At 67.2% G+C, this 14,261-nt stretch carries 9 protein-coding genes and 1 pseudogene; 3 read left to right on the top strand and 7 right to left on the bottom strand.

Going from position 1 to position 14,261, the window contains the following annotated elements:
- Positions 1 to 1,036: 1,036 nt before the first annotated feature.
- A pseudogene (ihfA, locus tag QZY48_RS17275) lies at positions 1,037 to 1,120 on the bottom strand (integration host factor subunit alpha); the annotation flags it as partial.
- 390 nt (positions 1,121 to 1,510) lie between these two features.
- Between ihfA and QZY48_RS17270 the strand changes: the two are divergent.
- From QZY48_RS17270 to QZY48_RS17260, 3 genes are all read left to right on the top strand, one after another.
- On the top strand, positions 1,511 to 1,894 hold the full coding sequence (locus tag QZY48_RS17270; protein ID WP_295433262.1) for a hypothetical protein: 384 nt from the start codon (positions 1,511 to 1,513) through the stop codon (positions 1,892 to 1,894).
- Between the two features lie 31 nt (positions 1,895 to 1,925).
- On the top strand, positions 1,926 to 2,381 hold the full coding sequence (locus QZY48_RS17265; protein ID WP_295433260.1) for a hypothetical protein: 456 nt from the start codon (positions 1,926 to 1,928) through the stop codon (positions 2,379 to 2,381).
- 79 nt (positions 2,382 to 2,460) lie between these two features.
- Positions 2,461 to 4,110 carry an LruC domain-containing protein gene (locus tag QZY48_RS17260; RefSeq protein ID WP_295433257.1) on the top strand — a complete coding sequence of 550 codons (1,650 nt, stop codon included), beginning with the start codon at positions 2,461 to 2,463 and terminating at the stop codon, positions 4,108 to 4,110.
- Positions 4,111 to 4,352: 242 nt separating this feature from the next.
- Here the strand turns inward: QZY48_RS17260 and QZY48_RS17255 are convergent, their stop codons facing one another.
- The 6 genes from QZY48_RS17255 to brxD are packed head-to-tail and all read right to left on the bottom strand — an operon-like array spanning position 4,353 to position 14,261.
- Entirely contained in the window at positions 4,353 to 5,276 is a 924-nt protein-coding gene (locus QZY48_RS17255; protein ID WP_295433255.1) for a hypothetical protein, read from the bottom strand.
- The gene (locus tag QZY48_RS17250; RefSeq protein ID WP_295433252.1) at positions 5,273 to 6,535 is read right to left on the bottom strand and encodes a hypothetical protein; all 1,263 of its coding nucleotides are present in this window, start codon (positions 6,533 to 6,535) and stop codon (positions 5,273 to 5,275) included. The genes QZY48_RS17255 and QZY48_RS17250 overlap by 4 nt, the downstream gene beginning before the upstream one ends.
- A complete protein-coding gene (locus tag QZY48_RS17245) occupies positions 6,532 to 7,188 on the bottom strand; it encodes a hypothetical protein (RefSeq protein WP_295433251.1) in 657 nt (218 codons plus the stop codon). Before QZY48_RS17245 ends, QZY48_RS17250 begins: the two co-directional genes overlap by 4 nt.
- Positions 7,181 to 10,876 carry an ATP-binding protein gene (locus QZY48_RS17240; protein WP_295433249.1) on the bottom strand — a complete coding sequence of 1,232 codons (3,696 nt, stop codon included), beginning with the start codon at positions 10,874 to 10,876 and terminating at the stop codon, positions 7,181 to 7,183. The genes QZY48_RS17245 and QZY48_RS17240 overlap by 8 nt, the downstream gene beginning before the upstream one ends.
- Positions 10,876 to 12,954 carry a DEAD/DEAH box helicase gene (locus tag QZY48_RS17235; protein WP_295433246.1) on the bottom strand — a complete coding sequence of 693 codons (2,079 nt, stop codon included), beginning with the start codon at positions 12,952 to 12,954 and terminating at the stop codon, positions 10,876 to 10,878. Before QZY48_RS17235 ends, QZY48_RS17240 begins: the two co-directional genes overlap by 1 nt.
- The gene (brxD, locus tag QZY48_RS17230) at positions 12,951 to 14,261 is read right to left on the bottom strand and encodes a BREX system ATP-binding protein BrxD (protein ID WP_295433243.1); all 1,311 of its coding nucleotides are present in this window, start codon (positions 14,259 to 14,261) and stop codon (positions 12,951 to 12,953) included. The genes QZY48_RS17235 and brxD overlap by 4 nt, the downstream gene beginning before the upstream one ends.

Raw genomic sequence — 14,261 nt, 5'->3', positions numbered from 1 at the left:
CCGGGCTGGAACTGGATCGGATTCTGGGGCATGGCCGCGTCCTCGCCGGTGGGTTACCTTAAGTATGGACCCCCAGGCTCAAATTTGTGAGGCTCGCGACTGCCGACCGCTCGTTGGCTGAGTTTCGACGCTAATCACCTCTTCCTTTATACTGCCCGCCGATGCTCTTGTTAAAGAAGAGTACCCCTGCACTGTTGTCGTCAACATATCCACTAAATTCGAAGCTCAACGGAGCGCATGCGGCTGGCACGCCAGCAAAAGGAGAGTAACAGACTGCGACTGTGAGAAGAAACCTGATCAAATATCGTGTGTACATTATTCAGCTCCTATAGTTGTTTGACCGCATAAGGGTTTCAAAACACCAAGAAATTTGGCGACTGACCTATCGAATGTCTTACAGGGTCGTCGTCGCTAAATCCTAACCACAAAAAAAGCTAAACCCCTCGCGCGACCATGATGATGGTCCCACTCGGCGGTCCGGCTTTCCTGGATCACAGGACCCACGACGTTCCGTCCCTACCTCACGATAGGTTTTGTGTATATCTATAGACTATGGGAAAGATACAAACAAGATCGAATCGATTATCTTTTTGTAAATGCTAGTCATAAACGCGAGAAATACCAAGTGCTAGGTTGGGACTCTGCGGGTCACGCCTGGCCTCCTGTCTGCCCTTGCGGAGCACTACCCCAGCGCCGGGCGGGGGCCTTCGGCTTCGGCACTGAGGGGTTCAAGGCGCAATGGAACGGAAAACCGGTTTAAGCGTAACGCCATCCTTGATATGTCTGATGGAGAAGAGTTTTCTTAGCGGTCCTCACTGGTGGCGTGGACCTGTCCGCACGGGCCAAGAGGGTAGACCGAACTTGGCCGGCCCTGAAACGGACGGTCAACAACTCAGAAAGCGATCCAAATTGGCCATCTCCCACCTGGCTATCCAAGTTGACCCGCCCAGGACCTCGAATCCCGTACACAAAATTTGGCTTGACCCGGTTTTCCGTTCCACTGCGCCTCGAACCCCTCGGCGCTCGGCTGCGCGGGTCCCGCATAGGCTTCGACCCGGACCTTGAGCTTCTGGCCCGGCCGGAACGTCACCACGCGGCGGGCGCTGATCGGGATCGCTTCGCGGGGGGGGTTTCTGCGGTAGCCGCCCTGGCTCCTGGAGGCGGACGACGCCTGAAACGGAAGTTGCGTGCACCCTCGCCGAGGCCAGGTCGGCCGTTCCCTCGACCGTCACTGCCAAGGTGGCAGGTCAGGACCCCCCTTCGCCGGCACCGGCCCGCGTTTTCCCTCCCCGCGCGTGCCCCACACCGCCTCGCCCGCCACTTTGGCAGCCTCCGCCCGGGCGCCGCTGCCACACTGGCAGTCAGCCCCTGCCCGAGCCCTTACCAAAACCCCGTCAGCCTGATGCGTTATTCCATTAAATCATCATCTTGAAGTGCCCTCACCGCCTTGGCACAGCGCTTGTATAGCTCTCGCAAGTACCCTTCAAACCCTGACCCGAGAGCCGCCACCATGTTCAACCGCACCGTCCGTCCTCGCTCGCTGGTCAACTCCCTGCTGATGGCGCTGGTGCTGGCCGCCGGTGCCTGGAACAGCGCGGTGTCGGCCGCCACCACCGACCAGGCCGGCTTCCGTTACGACACCAGCCGCCTGACCACGGTTGACATCGCCCTGGCCGGCAGCGACGGCAGCCCCGCCCTGCTGAGCTTCTACAGCCAGGGCCCCAACGGCCTGCGCTTACTGGAGAACGGATTCACCGACGCGGCCGGCAACTACGCCGCGGACATGCAGTTGCCGGCCCATCTGACGCAGGTGGTGGTGGTGGTGCGCACCCCCGAGCGTGAGGACACCCTGACCCTGGCCATCACCGACCAGGCAATCACTTACACCGAATGATCGTTTACGGACCCTTTGGGAGACACACGCCATGCTGAGAAACCGCCCCCTGACACCGCTGGCCGGTGCCGTCCTGGCACTGCTGCTCGGCGCCGGTGCCGCCCGCGCCGCGGCCGCGGAGACCGCCCTGATCGCCTTTGCCCCGTTGACCCTGGCCGATGGCGGCGGCGCCCCCTTGGGCCAAGCCATCCTGAGCTACCAGGGCCAGACCTACGAGGTCCTGCTCAACGGCCTGGGCGTGGGCGGGGCCAAGGGGGTCAAGGCGAGCGTCACCGGTGAGGTCCTCGGGCTCACCGACGTTGCCGACCTGGAAGGCCCCTTTGTCAGCGAGCTGGCGGACGCCCCGACCGCCGAGGTCAGCAGCAACGACCTGTGGCTCAACAGTGAGCGCGGCGTCAGCATCCACCTGCACACCGACCAGGCGGGCGTCAGCATCGCCTCGGGCAGCGACACGGTGATGGTGCAGTTCGGCCAAGTGGCCGAGTAAGGCCCCGCCCGGCCCTCCCCGGACGCCCGCCGGCGCGACCAGCGCCACGTTTCAATCCTCTTCACCGCAGGCATCATCCATGCGTTACCGTCACCTCCTTGCCCCTTCCGTGGCCGCGCTGGCGCTCACCGCGGTGGCTTCCCCCAGTCACGCGGTAACCACCTGGCAGTATGTCGACACCTACGACGAGCGCGGCGTCCCCAGCACGCTGGTGGATCTGAGTGCCAAGCTCCCCAGCAGCCTGCTGGGCGACATCCGCAAACGGCTGCCGGAACGCCTCGACATCCAGGAGAACGACCCCAAGCTCATCATCGACGACCCGGGGGCGAACGTGGTGCTGCTCGAAGACGCCGAGATCACGGTGGTGTTTCTCGACGAGGGCGCCGGCTACCGCAACTCGGTCGGGTTTTTCACCTACGACCCGGGCAACAAGCCCAAGACGCCCGGGGAGCTCAAGACCAAGATCCTGTTCCCCAACTTTTCGCTCCCCCCGCAAGGGGCGATGCGCTATGGCGATGGCGTGAAGCTCGGCAAGTTCAAGGCCGGCAGCGCGGTCGGCTTCACCATCGTCGGCGACGGCTGGAACGGCAAGGCGGTCAACCCCAACCAGTCGGCCAACGCCATCTTCACCTCACTCAAGGACCTCAACCCGGAAAAGCCGACCGCCGCGGTGCCCAACCTCAACGCGCACACGGTGTTGCTGTCCAAGCCCGAGGACGGGCTGCTGCTGCTGCGCGTCGAGGACATGAATCGCTCGGCGGAAGGGGAATCTGACAACGATTTTAATGACGTGGTGATCGCCATCCAGGTGACCCCCTTCTCCGCGGTGGATCGCAGCAAGGTGCAGGCCCTGGTCAAGGAGGAGGTGGTGGACAGTGACGACGACGACATCCCCGACGTCCTGGACGCCTTCCCGCAAGACCCGAAGCAGGCGGGACGGCGCTTCTACCCGAGCGCCACCGGCTTCGGCTCGCTGGCGTTCGAGGACCTGTGGCCGAAGAAGGGCGACTTCGACATGAACGACCTGGTGGTCGCCTACCGGGCGGTCGAGACCCTGAACGCCAAGAACGAGATCGTCGACCTGAAGCTGATGTATGAAATCCGGGCGCGCGGTGCGGGCTCCGACAACGGCTTCGGTCTGCACCTTGCGGGGCTGAGCCGTGACGCCATCGACGCGGCTACCCTGAGCATCAACAATAAGGCCGCGGTGGCGCTGCCGATGGAGGCTGGTCAGACCGAGGCGGTGTTCATCCTGTCGCCCAACGTCACGACCCTGACCAACACCGGGCAGCCCTTCCCCTGCTCGATGATGAACACCGTGGTCAAGTGCGCGCGCACCGCGGCGGTGCCGATGGAGCTCAATATCCACTTCAAACAGCCGGTGACCGCGGCGCAGCTCGGCGCGGCCCCCTTCAACCCGTTCATCTACCGCACCACGCAGCGGGGCCTGGAGGTGCACCTGGTCGACCATCCGCCGACCGCCAAGGCCAACCTCAAGCTGTTCGGCACCCTGGACGACACCTCCAACCCGGCCCAGGGCCGCTATTACCGCACCGGCGCCAACGAGCCCTGGGCCCTGGACGTGCCGGAGACCTGGCGCTATCCCACGGAGTGGAACAACGTCGCCCGGACCTATCCGAACTTGGCCACCTGGGCCGCCAGCGGCGGTCAGGTCGCCAATGACTGGTATGTCAGCAAGCTGGTCGAGGCGCTGGCCTTCCCGCAGTAAGGAGCGCAGCGGCAACGGGGTTGCGTAGGCGCTGGGGTGAGGTGCCCCGGGGGCTTGGGGAGCGGGGGCGCGAGGCCCCCGCTCTTCACAAATCCGCGGTGCGGCTCACGCCCGCGGGCAATTGACGCCCCTGACCCGCGCGCTGGTTTGTGCCAGTTTCACAGTAAAAAACGACATATATATGCATTATCGGCCGTTGCCATGTAAGCCTAATTTAAAGAGATTTTCTGTTTCATTGCACCTTAGACCCCGGTGTTTACAGCAAATCCATTCGGGAGATTTGTCTCTCCGAGCGTATCGGCACCGAGCGTTTCGTCGGCCGTGACGGACTCGCTCAGGTAGCGTTCTTGCGGCAACGCCCGGCCGTGGCGCCGGATGATGGTCCAGAGACTGCGCACCGGCTCGCTCGTCGTGGCGTCCAGGGCTGCAATGGCCATCGGGAGCTGGATCTGGTAGCGTCCCGGCAAGCCCCGGGCGAGGTCCCGTTCCAACTGCTCCGCCCCCGGGGCGATCAAGCCGGCCAGGTGCGGCAGCGCGTCAGCAATCAAGAGCCCCGCGGGGTCGTAATCCACGAAGGCCCAGACCGGGACATCCAGCGCCTTCAGCAACCCCAGGGCATGGTCCACACGGGTACCGGAGGCGTCGCCCCGCCACACCACCAGTGGGTTCTCCCCTGCCGGGCTGAGATCCAGGACGGCGTCGTGGATGCGATTGAAGCATTCCCAGTTCTCGACCAGCAGAACGCTGCGGTGGGCGAGCAAGCCTGCGACCGCGGGGCCTTCGACATCCAGGTGACAGGTGGGCGGGAGGATCAGGGCGCGGCCGTCCAGGTTCAGGGGCCGTCCCGGCAGGGTCTTGATGGCGACCCGGATGCGCTTGACGGCGCTGGACGTGAATTTCTCGTCCGGCCCTAGGTGCGCGGCTGCTGCTCGGGTGAGGCCATCCCAGGCCGCCGGATCGGTGGCGGGGTCGATGCCCTCGGCGCAGAGCAACTCGCGGATGCGCGCCTTGTCGTGCGACTCGAACAGGACCGCGGTCCCCTTGGTGCGACCGATGCGATAGTCGTCGCTGAAGGTCTTAAGGACCCGGCGCCCGGCAAAGCGCTCGCCGGGCGCGTGCAGGATGCGCAATAGGGCGCGCACGGTCAGTTTGTCCAGGGTGCTCATGAATCACTCATCGCTCCCGGGGTTCGCCGTACCAGGACATCGCATACCACGATGTTGCCCGAGAGGACATGGGGCGGCGGCAATTCCAGGCGCTCGAAGCGCAGATGCCCGGTGCGTCGCCGCGCCAGGGTCACCTCGTAGAGGACGCAGTGCAACCAGATGGGCTCCGGCAGGTCCGCGTACTCTGGATGCCCCCGCTTCCACGCCAGCACCGACAGGGGCGCGCCGTCTTGCGGGACCTCAGCGAGGAGCCGGCGCAAGGCCAATTGGTAGGGCCGGGGCGCGAGCGTGAAGACCCGCGACTCCAGGTCGGCGCCGGGGCTCAGGGTGCCGATCTTGGGCTGGCGTTTGATGGCCGTGGGGCTCGGCGGCAGCCGGGCGGCGACCTCGATCAGGGCCTCGCTGGTGGCGCCGTCCAGCAGATCGGGATGGGCAGTGACGCGCAACGCCGCCGCCCGGGTTACCCACAGGGGCGGCTCGGTGAGTTCCTCGAGGTCCGGGACGGCATAATCGGGATTGCGCTTGAGGAACAGGTTGAAGGCGCGCAACCGACGCCCCGCGGGCTCGACCTGGCGCAGCCGGTAGAGATAGGCTTTGAGGATCTCGGTGATGTCGAGCAGGGACTCCCGCCATTGCGGCAAGCGCGCCCAGAGTTGGCCACGAAAGGCCGGCAGCAGCGCCGCCGCGGCGGCGGGCTCCTCCTCGAAGCGATCCATGAGTCCGCCGCCCTGGAGCGCTTTGATCGCCTCCCCCAGACGCTCGGCCCGACCGATGTACCAGGTGTTCTGGCGCTGTTTTTCGGCCAGGGTACGCACGCTGGCGAAGCGGGTGTCAACCAGCATCCGCAAGGTCGCAAGCGCACCGTCGATATGGTCGGCCAAGTCGAAGACGGCGCTGTTGAAGGCATCGGCGTAGCCGTCCAGGTCCTCGGTGCGCCCCTCCAGGTGGGCCTTGACCGCCTCGTCGACCAAGAGCGGCAGGCGCGCGGCCAGATCGGCGACATTGCCGCCGAGGGCGGCAAAGAGATGCTCCTTCTGGAGCACCTCGTCCAGATGCCGGGTCAGTGAAGAGGCAAGCCGAAAGGCGTCCTCCGCGAGTGGCACCAGGGCGCGGTGGCGGCGCAGTTCCTGGAGTCCGCGCGGGGTCGCCGGCTCGTCCGCACCATCGATCCGCCCTTGGTGATAGGCCGCGGCGACGATGGCCCGCTGGCGGTGCAGGGTTTCCAGATAGGCGATGACCAGGTCGTCGCTACGGCTCACAGGAGGGTCCCCTGCCGTCCAGCCCCCTCGGTCCAGTCCGCGCCCTCGTCGCCACTGCCCTCGGGGACCTCGTCCGGGATCGACTGGTAGGCCATCAGGAAGTCGACCACCTCTTGCAGATACTCGATCTTACCGGTTACCTCGTAGATCTCGCGCTCCGGGTTGGCCAGCATCAGATAGCCGTCGTCGGTGAGCTTCTTCAGGAGCCGCTCCAGGGTCCCGCGCAGGGTGCCGTCGCCGGTCGGCCCCTTGCCCAGGCCGGCCAGGGCTTGGAGTTCAATGCGCAGGTTGGGATTCTCGTCAATGGCGGCGATCAGCCGATTGGATTCGATGAGGCTACCGGGAGCCAGGAACTGGTCCTGGCGCAGGGCCTGCATCAGGTGCACGAAGAAGCCGACCAGGAATCGCAGGTTGTGCTTGATATCGGCGAAGCCCTCGCGCATCGCCCGGCGCTCCTCGGCCCCGACCTGGATGTAGGCCGCGAACCAAGCCCCACCCTGGCGGGTGCGGGCCAGCCGCCGACCGAGCCGGGCGAGGAAGGCCGCGGCGTCCTGGCGTTGACTCTCGTCCTCCAAGAAGCGCCAAGCGTCCGGATAACGGATGGCGCAGATGAACTCGCCGCCGAGCAGCAGCGTCAGGGTTTGCTCAAACATCGGTGGTCACCCTCACCTCGGCGGCGTGCGCAGCGGCTGGGTCTGCGTCGTGACCGGGCCCTGGTTGGGACGCGCAACCGCCGTCGTCCGTATCCAGCACCCGCGCCTCCACGAGCCGCCGCCCCTCCTCCACGCTGAACCGGTGACGGAAGAGCGCCAGGACCTCTGCATCCGGGTCCGGGAAGGCGGAGACGAGCGTGATGGCGTTGCGTTTCAGGATCGCCAGCAGGGCCTCGATGTTGCCGATGTCCAGATCCTTGAGTTCGTCAAGCGCCCACACGACCTCCACCGATGCCTGGCGCCGGATACGGTTGATGAATGCGATGAAGATGACACACAGGATCAGGTAGGACAGACCGTTGGAGGAGACCCGCTCCAGGTCGGCGGCCTTGCGGAAGGTACGGACCTGACCGTTCTCGACCACCTCACCCTGGATGCGGATCAGGCTCGGCAGGGCGGCGCGGATGCCCTCGCGAATCTCCCAATGGTCGAGGAGCGTCCGCAGGGTGGCCGCGAACTCGGGGGGCGGCAGGTCCTGGCCCTCCAGGCGCAGCCAGGCGCGATGATCCTCCGCCATCGCCTCGACCGGCCCCCAGTATTCGAGTTCTCGGATTGCCGACTTGACCTCGACGGTGACGCGCGAGACGCTCTCGAAGCCCAGGTTCTCGTCCAGGCTCTGCTGAAGTTCGCGGTTGAACTGGGCGACCTTGCGGTGGAAGGCATCCATGTCGCGGTGGAAGGCGACGATGGCGCCGGCGATTTGATTGGCCTCAACCGCCAGGGTGCGTCGGTAGGCGTCGTGCTCCTGGTCGAACCAGGCGTTGAAGACCGGCAGCCAGAGGCGCGCCGGGGCGTCGGGACCCAAGGCCGCGCGGTGGGTCTCGTAGAATTGGTCCGGCGGAGTGTCGCGTTGGGCGCTGAAGCCGCGCTTGATCCGCTCGATGAGTCGGCCGATGGACTGCGCGAGGGCCGCGGCCTCGCTTTGGTTGGTGTTGGCCTGGGCGGCCAGTGCCTCCAGGGTCCAGCCCGGATCATAGGGCTCGGCCTGCACCTGGGGGTCGGGTGGGTAGGCGCGGAAGCTGTCCAGGCGCCCACGCACCACGCTCAGGTCCCGCTCCAGCCGCTCGTGCTCGCGGTCCAGGCGCTTGAGGGCGGCCGCGTGCGCGACCGCGCGCGCCTTCCAGCGTCTTTCCTCGGCGGTCAGGTCCGCGCTCGCAGCGGACTCCAGGGCCCGCGCCGCCTGAGCGGCGCGGGTGTGCTCGTCGCGCCGCGGCCAGTCGTGGTCCTGCCAGAGCCGCCATTGGCTGACCTCGGTGCGGGACTGATCGATCCGGGCGAGCTGCCGGTCGGCGGCTTCGATTTCCTGCTCCAGGCGTTTCAGCGCGCCGGTGTCGACGCCGGCGACGCCGAGTGCCCGGTCACGCTCGCCCACGATCGCGGCCCGCTCCTCGGCCTGGCGGGTGCGCCGCTCGGCCTGGACTTGGTCGTGGGTCGCGATGGCCGCCGCGCGCTCGGCTTCCAGGGCACGGCGGTCCTGGACAAGACGGTCCTCGCGGGCACTGACCGACGATCGGTGGCGCTCATCCAGGGCGCGCAGCTCACCCTGGAGGGCGGCCACGGTCTGCTCCAGTTCCTTAAGCCGGGCGCTTGCGCGCTCCGCGGCCTCGTTGCGGCTTTGCTCGACCTGGCGCTGCGCCGCCTGCAACTCCGCCCGCGCGCCGGCGAGCCGGGTATCGGCCTGTTGCCGCTCGGCGCGGGCCAGCGTCAGGCGCTCGTCCGCCTGCCGACGCGCCTGCTCACAGGTTGCCAGGTCTTCCTTGGCCCGGGTCCGCTGGGTCTCGAGGGTGGCACGCTGGGTCTCGATGTCCGCAATCGCGCGGCGCAGGCCCTCCTCGTCCGCGGCCAGGTGGGCGTCGACCTGGGTCAGATCGAGTCCGACCCCGTAGAGGGCCGGCACGACCTCAAGCGGCTCGGGGTCCAGGTCCGTGCGGACCAGCAGGTCCTCGCGCACCACCCGGGCGATGTCGAAAACCCAATCGGGCCGGCGGGTGCGCAGGAAGTGCAGCAGGGTCCCCTCCCCCGGGCTTTGCTGGAGCAGGCGCGTCTGGCGCCGACGTTCAAGCTCCTCGGACTGCTGGCGCAGGCGTTGCAGCCGGCCCTCGTGCTCCTGATGTGCCAACTTGGCCTGGTCGAGGACCCCCTGCCCTTCCTGTAGCGTCCGCTCGGCTGCCTCGAGGGCCGCGCCGAGGACTTCGAGGGCCGCTTGCTTGCCGTCACGCAGCTTGACCAGGGCGGGGTCCGGCTGGGGGGCGCGCACCAATTGGCTGTATTCGCCCTTGCGCTCGAGACCCGCCTGTAAGCTCACATCAAGGGCCTGACGCTCAGTCCCGTGGGCCTCCCGCAGGGCGGCGAGGTCCGTGCGCGCATCGGCGTCGAAGGCCGCAAAGCGGGGCTCGAACCCCTGGAACAGGGTGGTGCGGGCCTGTGCCGCACCGCTCTCCACCCGAGTGTGGCGGCTGTCCAGGTCGTTCAGCAGGCGCTCATACCGAAGCGAGATGGTCTCCTGCTCGCCGAGCAGCGCCTCACGGCGCCGCTGCAACCCGCCCAGGCGTTCGCGCACCTCGGGCTCGCATGCAAGCAGTGCGGCCTTGGCCACGAGGTCGCGGCGCAGCCACGCGGCCTGTTGCTCGTCCAAGGCGCCGACCCGGGCCTCCTGGTCCTTGGCCTCGCGCCCGGCGCGCTCCTGGCGGATGCGCATCCCCTCGGTGCTCTGGTGGTGTGCCTGCTCCTCCTCGTGGGCCTGAACCGCCTGCTGCGTCCGCTGCCGGCGATTCTCCGCGACGTTCGCCTCCTGCTGGGCCAGGAGGTGCAGCACCCGCGCGTGGATGCGGCCGAGTTCTGCCTCTACGGTGCGGAGGCGGGTTTCCGCCTCCACGGCCTCGGCCCTGCGCCCGCCCTCCTCCATGGCCCGGCTGTAGGCACTGTAATGGTCGGGCCAGGAGGCGATCTTGCGCCGTTCCGCGGTCAGGGCAATCTCAGCATCACCCTCGGCGATGCAAGAAACCACCATCCGCTGCAGATCCTGAAAATCGGTGCGGCGCAGGAACATACCGCTGACGATCTTCTCGATATGGGTAAGGTGATGACCGGCACCGACGCACGCATACTCCGCCACCAGGGCGCGCTGGCGCTGCCCGGCCTTGCCGCTGCCGGCCTTGCCCTGGACGATGGCGCGGTACTCGCTGACCGCGGCGATCGCCTCGCTGTGGATGACGCGCTTGAGGTTGAAGTGCCGGCGCAGATCCGGGGCCTGCAGGATGTTGCAGCCGTCGGGCAGCAGGAAGAGGTCCGGCCGGTAGGGCGAACGGACGAACCGATAGCGTCGCTCCCCGCCCTGCTCACTGGCGTGCAGGACGACCAGGCACACCTGATCCCGGCGCTGGTACTCGAAGACGATGTAGGAGGTGAGGCGTGGCAGGTAGTAGCCGTTGAAGTTGAGGCGATTGGTCTCGGTGCCGACGATGCGCGCCGGGTTCTCGCCATAGAAGATGGGCACGAGCTGCAGTAGGGTCGTCTTGCCCCGCCCGTTGCGCCCGGTGAGCACGGCCCCACCCACGACCGGAAACTCCACCACCCGTCCGGGGCTGTAGGAGTCGATCAGGATGAGTCGCAGCAGTCGAAAATCCATCAGTTGGTCTCGACCACCGCCCTCGCCGTCGACATATCCAGCACCCGGGCTGCCGTCATGGCCAGCATGGCGAACGGCGGCAACGCGTCGACAAACTTGACGGCAAGTGGTGCAGTCCTCGCCATTTGGCGGGTCAGGTGCATCGCATCGGCCTCGGACATCAGGCGGCGCACCTGCGGCCCGTCAAACACACCGCGACCTTCCAAGTAGAAGTCGTTGCTGCGTAGGGAGCTGAATCCGGGGCCCAGCAGGGCCGCCAGGGTGGCATTGGCCCGTCCGCCGGCGAAGGTCCACCAACGGAAGACCCCGTCACCCAAGTGCTGGATGCTGGTGCGCTCCGGGTTCAATTGGGGCAGGTCTGCCAACAGGTCTTGGAACCTGGCTTGGGCGCGCCGAGACAACGGGAGTCCCGCCCCGCCGGCGCACAGGATACGCTGGACCCCCTGACAGAGCGCAAAACCCAGGGCCCGGGAACTGGCCATCCACCGCGCCTTGCCCGGCTCGCCGCTCGGCTCGACCCAGGCCACGCGTTGCGGCCAATCCACGCCTGCCACCCGCCAACTGCGCCCGCCGAGCAGCAGGATGCAGGGTGCCCCGTTCCCGCTCTGCAGCGACAAGGGATCGACGCTGCCCAACGCGACGGTCCCATGCCGCACCGCGACCTGGGTGGGGGTCGCAAAGGATGACAGCAGGTCGAGAAAATGCCGGCGACCGTAAAGCCGCTCGCCGCGGCGACCGAAACCAAGCAGACCGTCTTGCTCCGCCAGTATGTCGCTGGCCAGCATGAACTCGGTCACCGCGTCGATACCCGCCGGCGCAAGCTCCGGGAACAGGGCCGCCAACTGCTCCCGACAGGCCGCCGCGGCCAGCCCGCCGGCCCCTTGCAGCACCAGTGCCATCGCCTGTTGCGCCACCAGATGCCACGGCTCGGGCGGCGGCTCGACCGGTTCCACGAAGCCGGCCTGCCACAGGGACACCAGGGCGCCGGCGATCAGAAGGGCCTCGTCCGTGGTCGTCAGGAAGAGGCAATTGCGCGGGCTGCCGGTGCGCCTGCCGGTGCGCCCCATCCGCTGCAGGAAGGACGACACCGCCGCCGGCGCGTCGATCTGGATCACATAGTCGAGATCTCCGACATCGATGCCCAACTCCAGGGTACTGGTGGCGACGATGACGCAGTCGCTGTCCTGGCCGAAGGCCTGTTCCGCGTGATGCCGTTCGGCCAGGCTCAGCGAGGCGTGGGAGACGAAGGTCCGCACCCCCAAGTCCCGCAGGGCGCTGCTCAGTTCTTCGACCCGGGCGCGGCTGTCACAAAATACCAGGCGCTTGGCGCCGCGGTGCAACCGGGAGATCACGGTCGCCGCATTCGCGAGGTTGCCGACGAAGTCGATGGTGACTTCTGCCTCCCCCGCGGGCGCGGGCTCGCCGACCACGACGCCCGCGGCGGCCCCAACGCAACCGGCCGTCAACCAGCCAAGCAGCTCCTGCGGATTACCAATGGTCGCCGACAGCCCGATCCGCTGGATCGGCCCGGCGGCAAAGGCCCCCAGCCGTCCCAGGAGCGAGCGCAGGTGCCAACCCCGGTCGTCCCCGGCGAAGGCATGCAGCTCATCGATGATCGCCACCCGCAGCGCGCCAAACCAGGCTGGCCGATCCACGCGCAGCGAGATCAGCATCCCCTCCAGCGATTCCGGGGTCGTCAACAGAATATCCGGCGCCTCGCGCAAGCTCCGCGTCTTGGCGCTGTGGCTGATATCACCGTGCCAGACCTGCACGCGCCGGCCAACCAGGGCGGCATAACGGCTCAACCGATGCTCCAGGTCGTTGAGCAGGGCCTTGAGGGGGCAGATATAGAGGACGCTGAGCCCCCGCCAGTCCTGCGTGAGCATGCGCGAGAGCACCGGCAGGAGCGCCGCCTCGGTCTTGCCGCCCGCGGTGGGCGCCAGCACCAGACAATGGTGGCCCGCCAGGATGGGCACGATCGCCGCCAGTTGCTGGGGGCGCAGTTGTTGCCAGCCGAGCGAATTGACGACGTGGTATTGAACCGCCGGGTGCAGCCGCTCGAATGCGCCGGCGCTCACAGCTCGATGTCGTCCACGTCACTCGCGGCCCGGCCGGCGCGCTCCTGGGCGGACAGTTCGGTGTCCGCAATCGTCAGGGCATAGTGGGCGCGCGGGTCGAAATCGGGATACTGATCGACGCGGTCCAGCACCTCCCCGACCAGCTTCTTGAGGAAGACCCGCGGCGCCACCCCCACCCGGCCGCCCAGGTTGCCGGTGACCGCTTGCGCGAGCGCGGCGATATAGTCATCGTCAACCCGCTGCAACACGCGCTGCGGTGCCTGGCATCCCAACCCATAGAGATCGCGCACCTTGGTCCCGACCGCGGCCAGCAGTTTCAGGTCGAAGCCGGGTAAGCGGATCTGCACGGCCCGCGGATTGTCGAAGCGCGCGTCCGTCATGAAGTCCGTGTGCAGTCGCTGGGCTAGGGGTGCCAGGCGTTGCGCGCCCTGGGGGCCGTCGAAGAAGGCCGGGGTACCGGTCACGAGCAGATAGAGTCCGGGGAAACGCCCCGCATCGATCTCGTCGATCCACTGGCGCAGCGCATTGAGACCCTTTTCCCGGGTGTCGGCACGCATGCGTTGCAGGGTCTCGACCTCATCGAGCACCAGCAGCAACCCGGAAAAACCGGAATCACGCAGGATGATGAGCAGGCCCGCCAGGAAGTTACCGGCGCCGAAGTGATCGATCTCGCCCTTGATCCCGGCGGCCCGGCGAATCGGCGCCGCCACATTGGGTTGTCCGGACAACCAGGCGATCAGCCCGTCCGCCAGGGCGTGATCCTGCGCCTGCACGGCCCGGCGATAGGCGCGCAAGGTGGCGGAAAAGGCCGGCGCGACCTTGGTCACCGCCGCCAGGCGGGTCTCCATCAAGGCTTGCGTGGCGGTGATCAGGCCCTCCCCATCCTGGGCGTCGAGCTGGCCGTCCGCCAGCACGTCCTGCTCCAGCGCGTAAAACCAGCCGTCGATGATCCCCCGGAAGGCGCCTTCGCCCGAGTCGGCAGTGCTGATCCGCTCCACCACGCGGCGGTAGAGCGTCTCCATCCGGTGCAACGGGGTTTCGGTTTCGGAGATCTGCACCTCGCTGGTGGCCAGCCGGCGCGTGCGGGCGCGCTCCTGCAACCAGCGGCCGAAGAAGGTCTTGCCGGCACCATAGTCCCCGCGCACCGCCTTGAAGAGGCCGCGCCCGAGCGCCGCCGCGTCCAATTCTTCATCGAGTGTTGCGGCAAACCGCTCGATCCCGACGGCGAGCGCATCCAGCCCGTTCTTCGGCACCGTCCCGCGCCGCAGGGCGTCAATGATCTCGGCGCGTCGGTGCTGACTGACCAT

Source organism: uncultured Thiodictyon sp., assembly GCF_903828115.1.
In the GTDB taxonomy this organism is placed as follows: Bacteria; Pseudomonadota; Gammaproteobacteria; order Chromatiales; family Chromatiaceae; genus Thiodictyon.
This window is presented reverse-complemented; position numbering and strand designations above follow the sequence as displayed.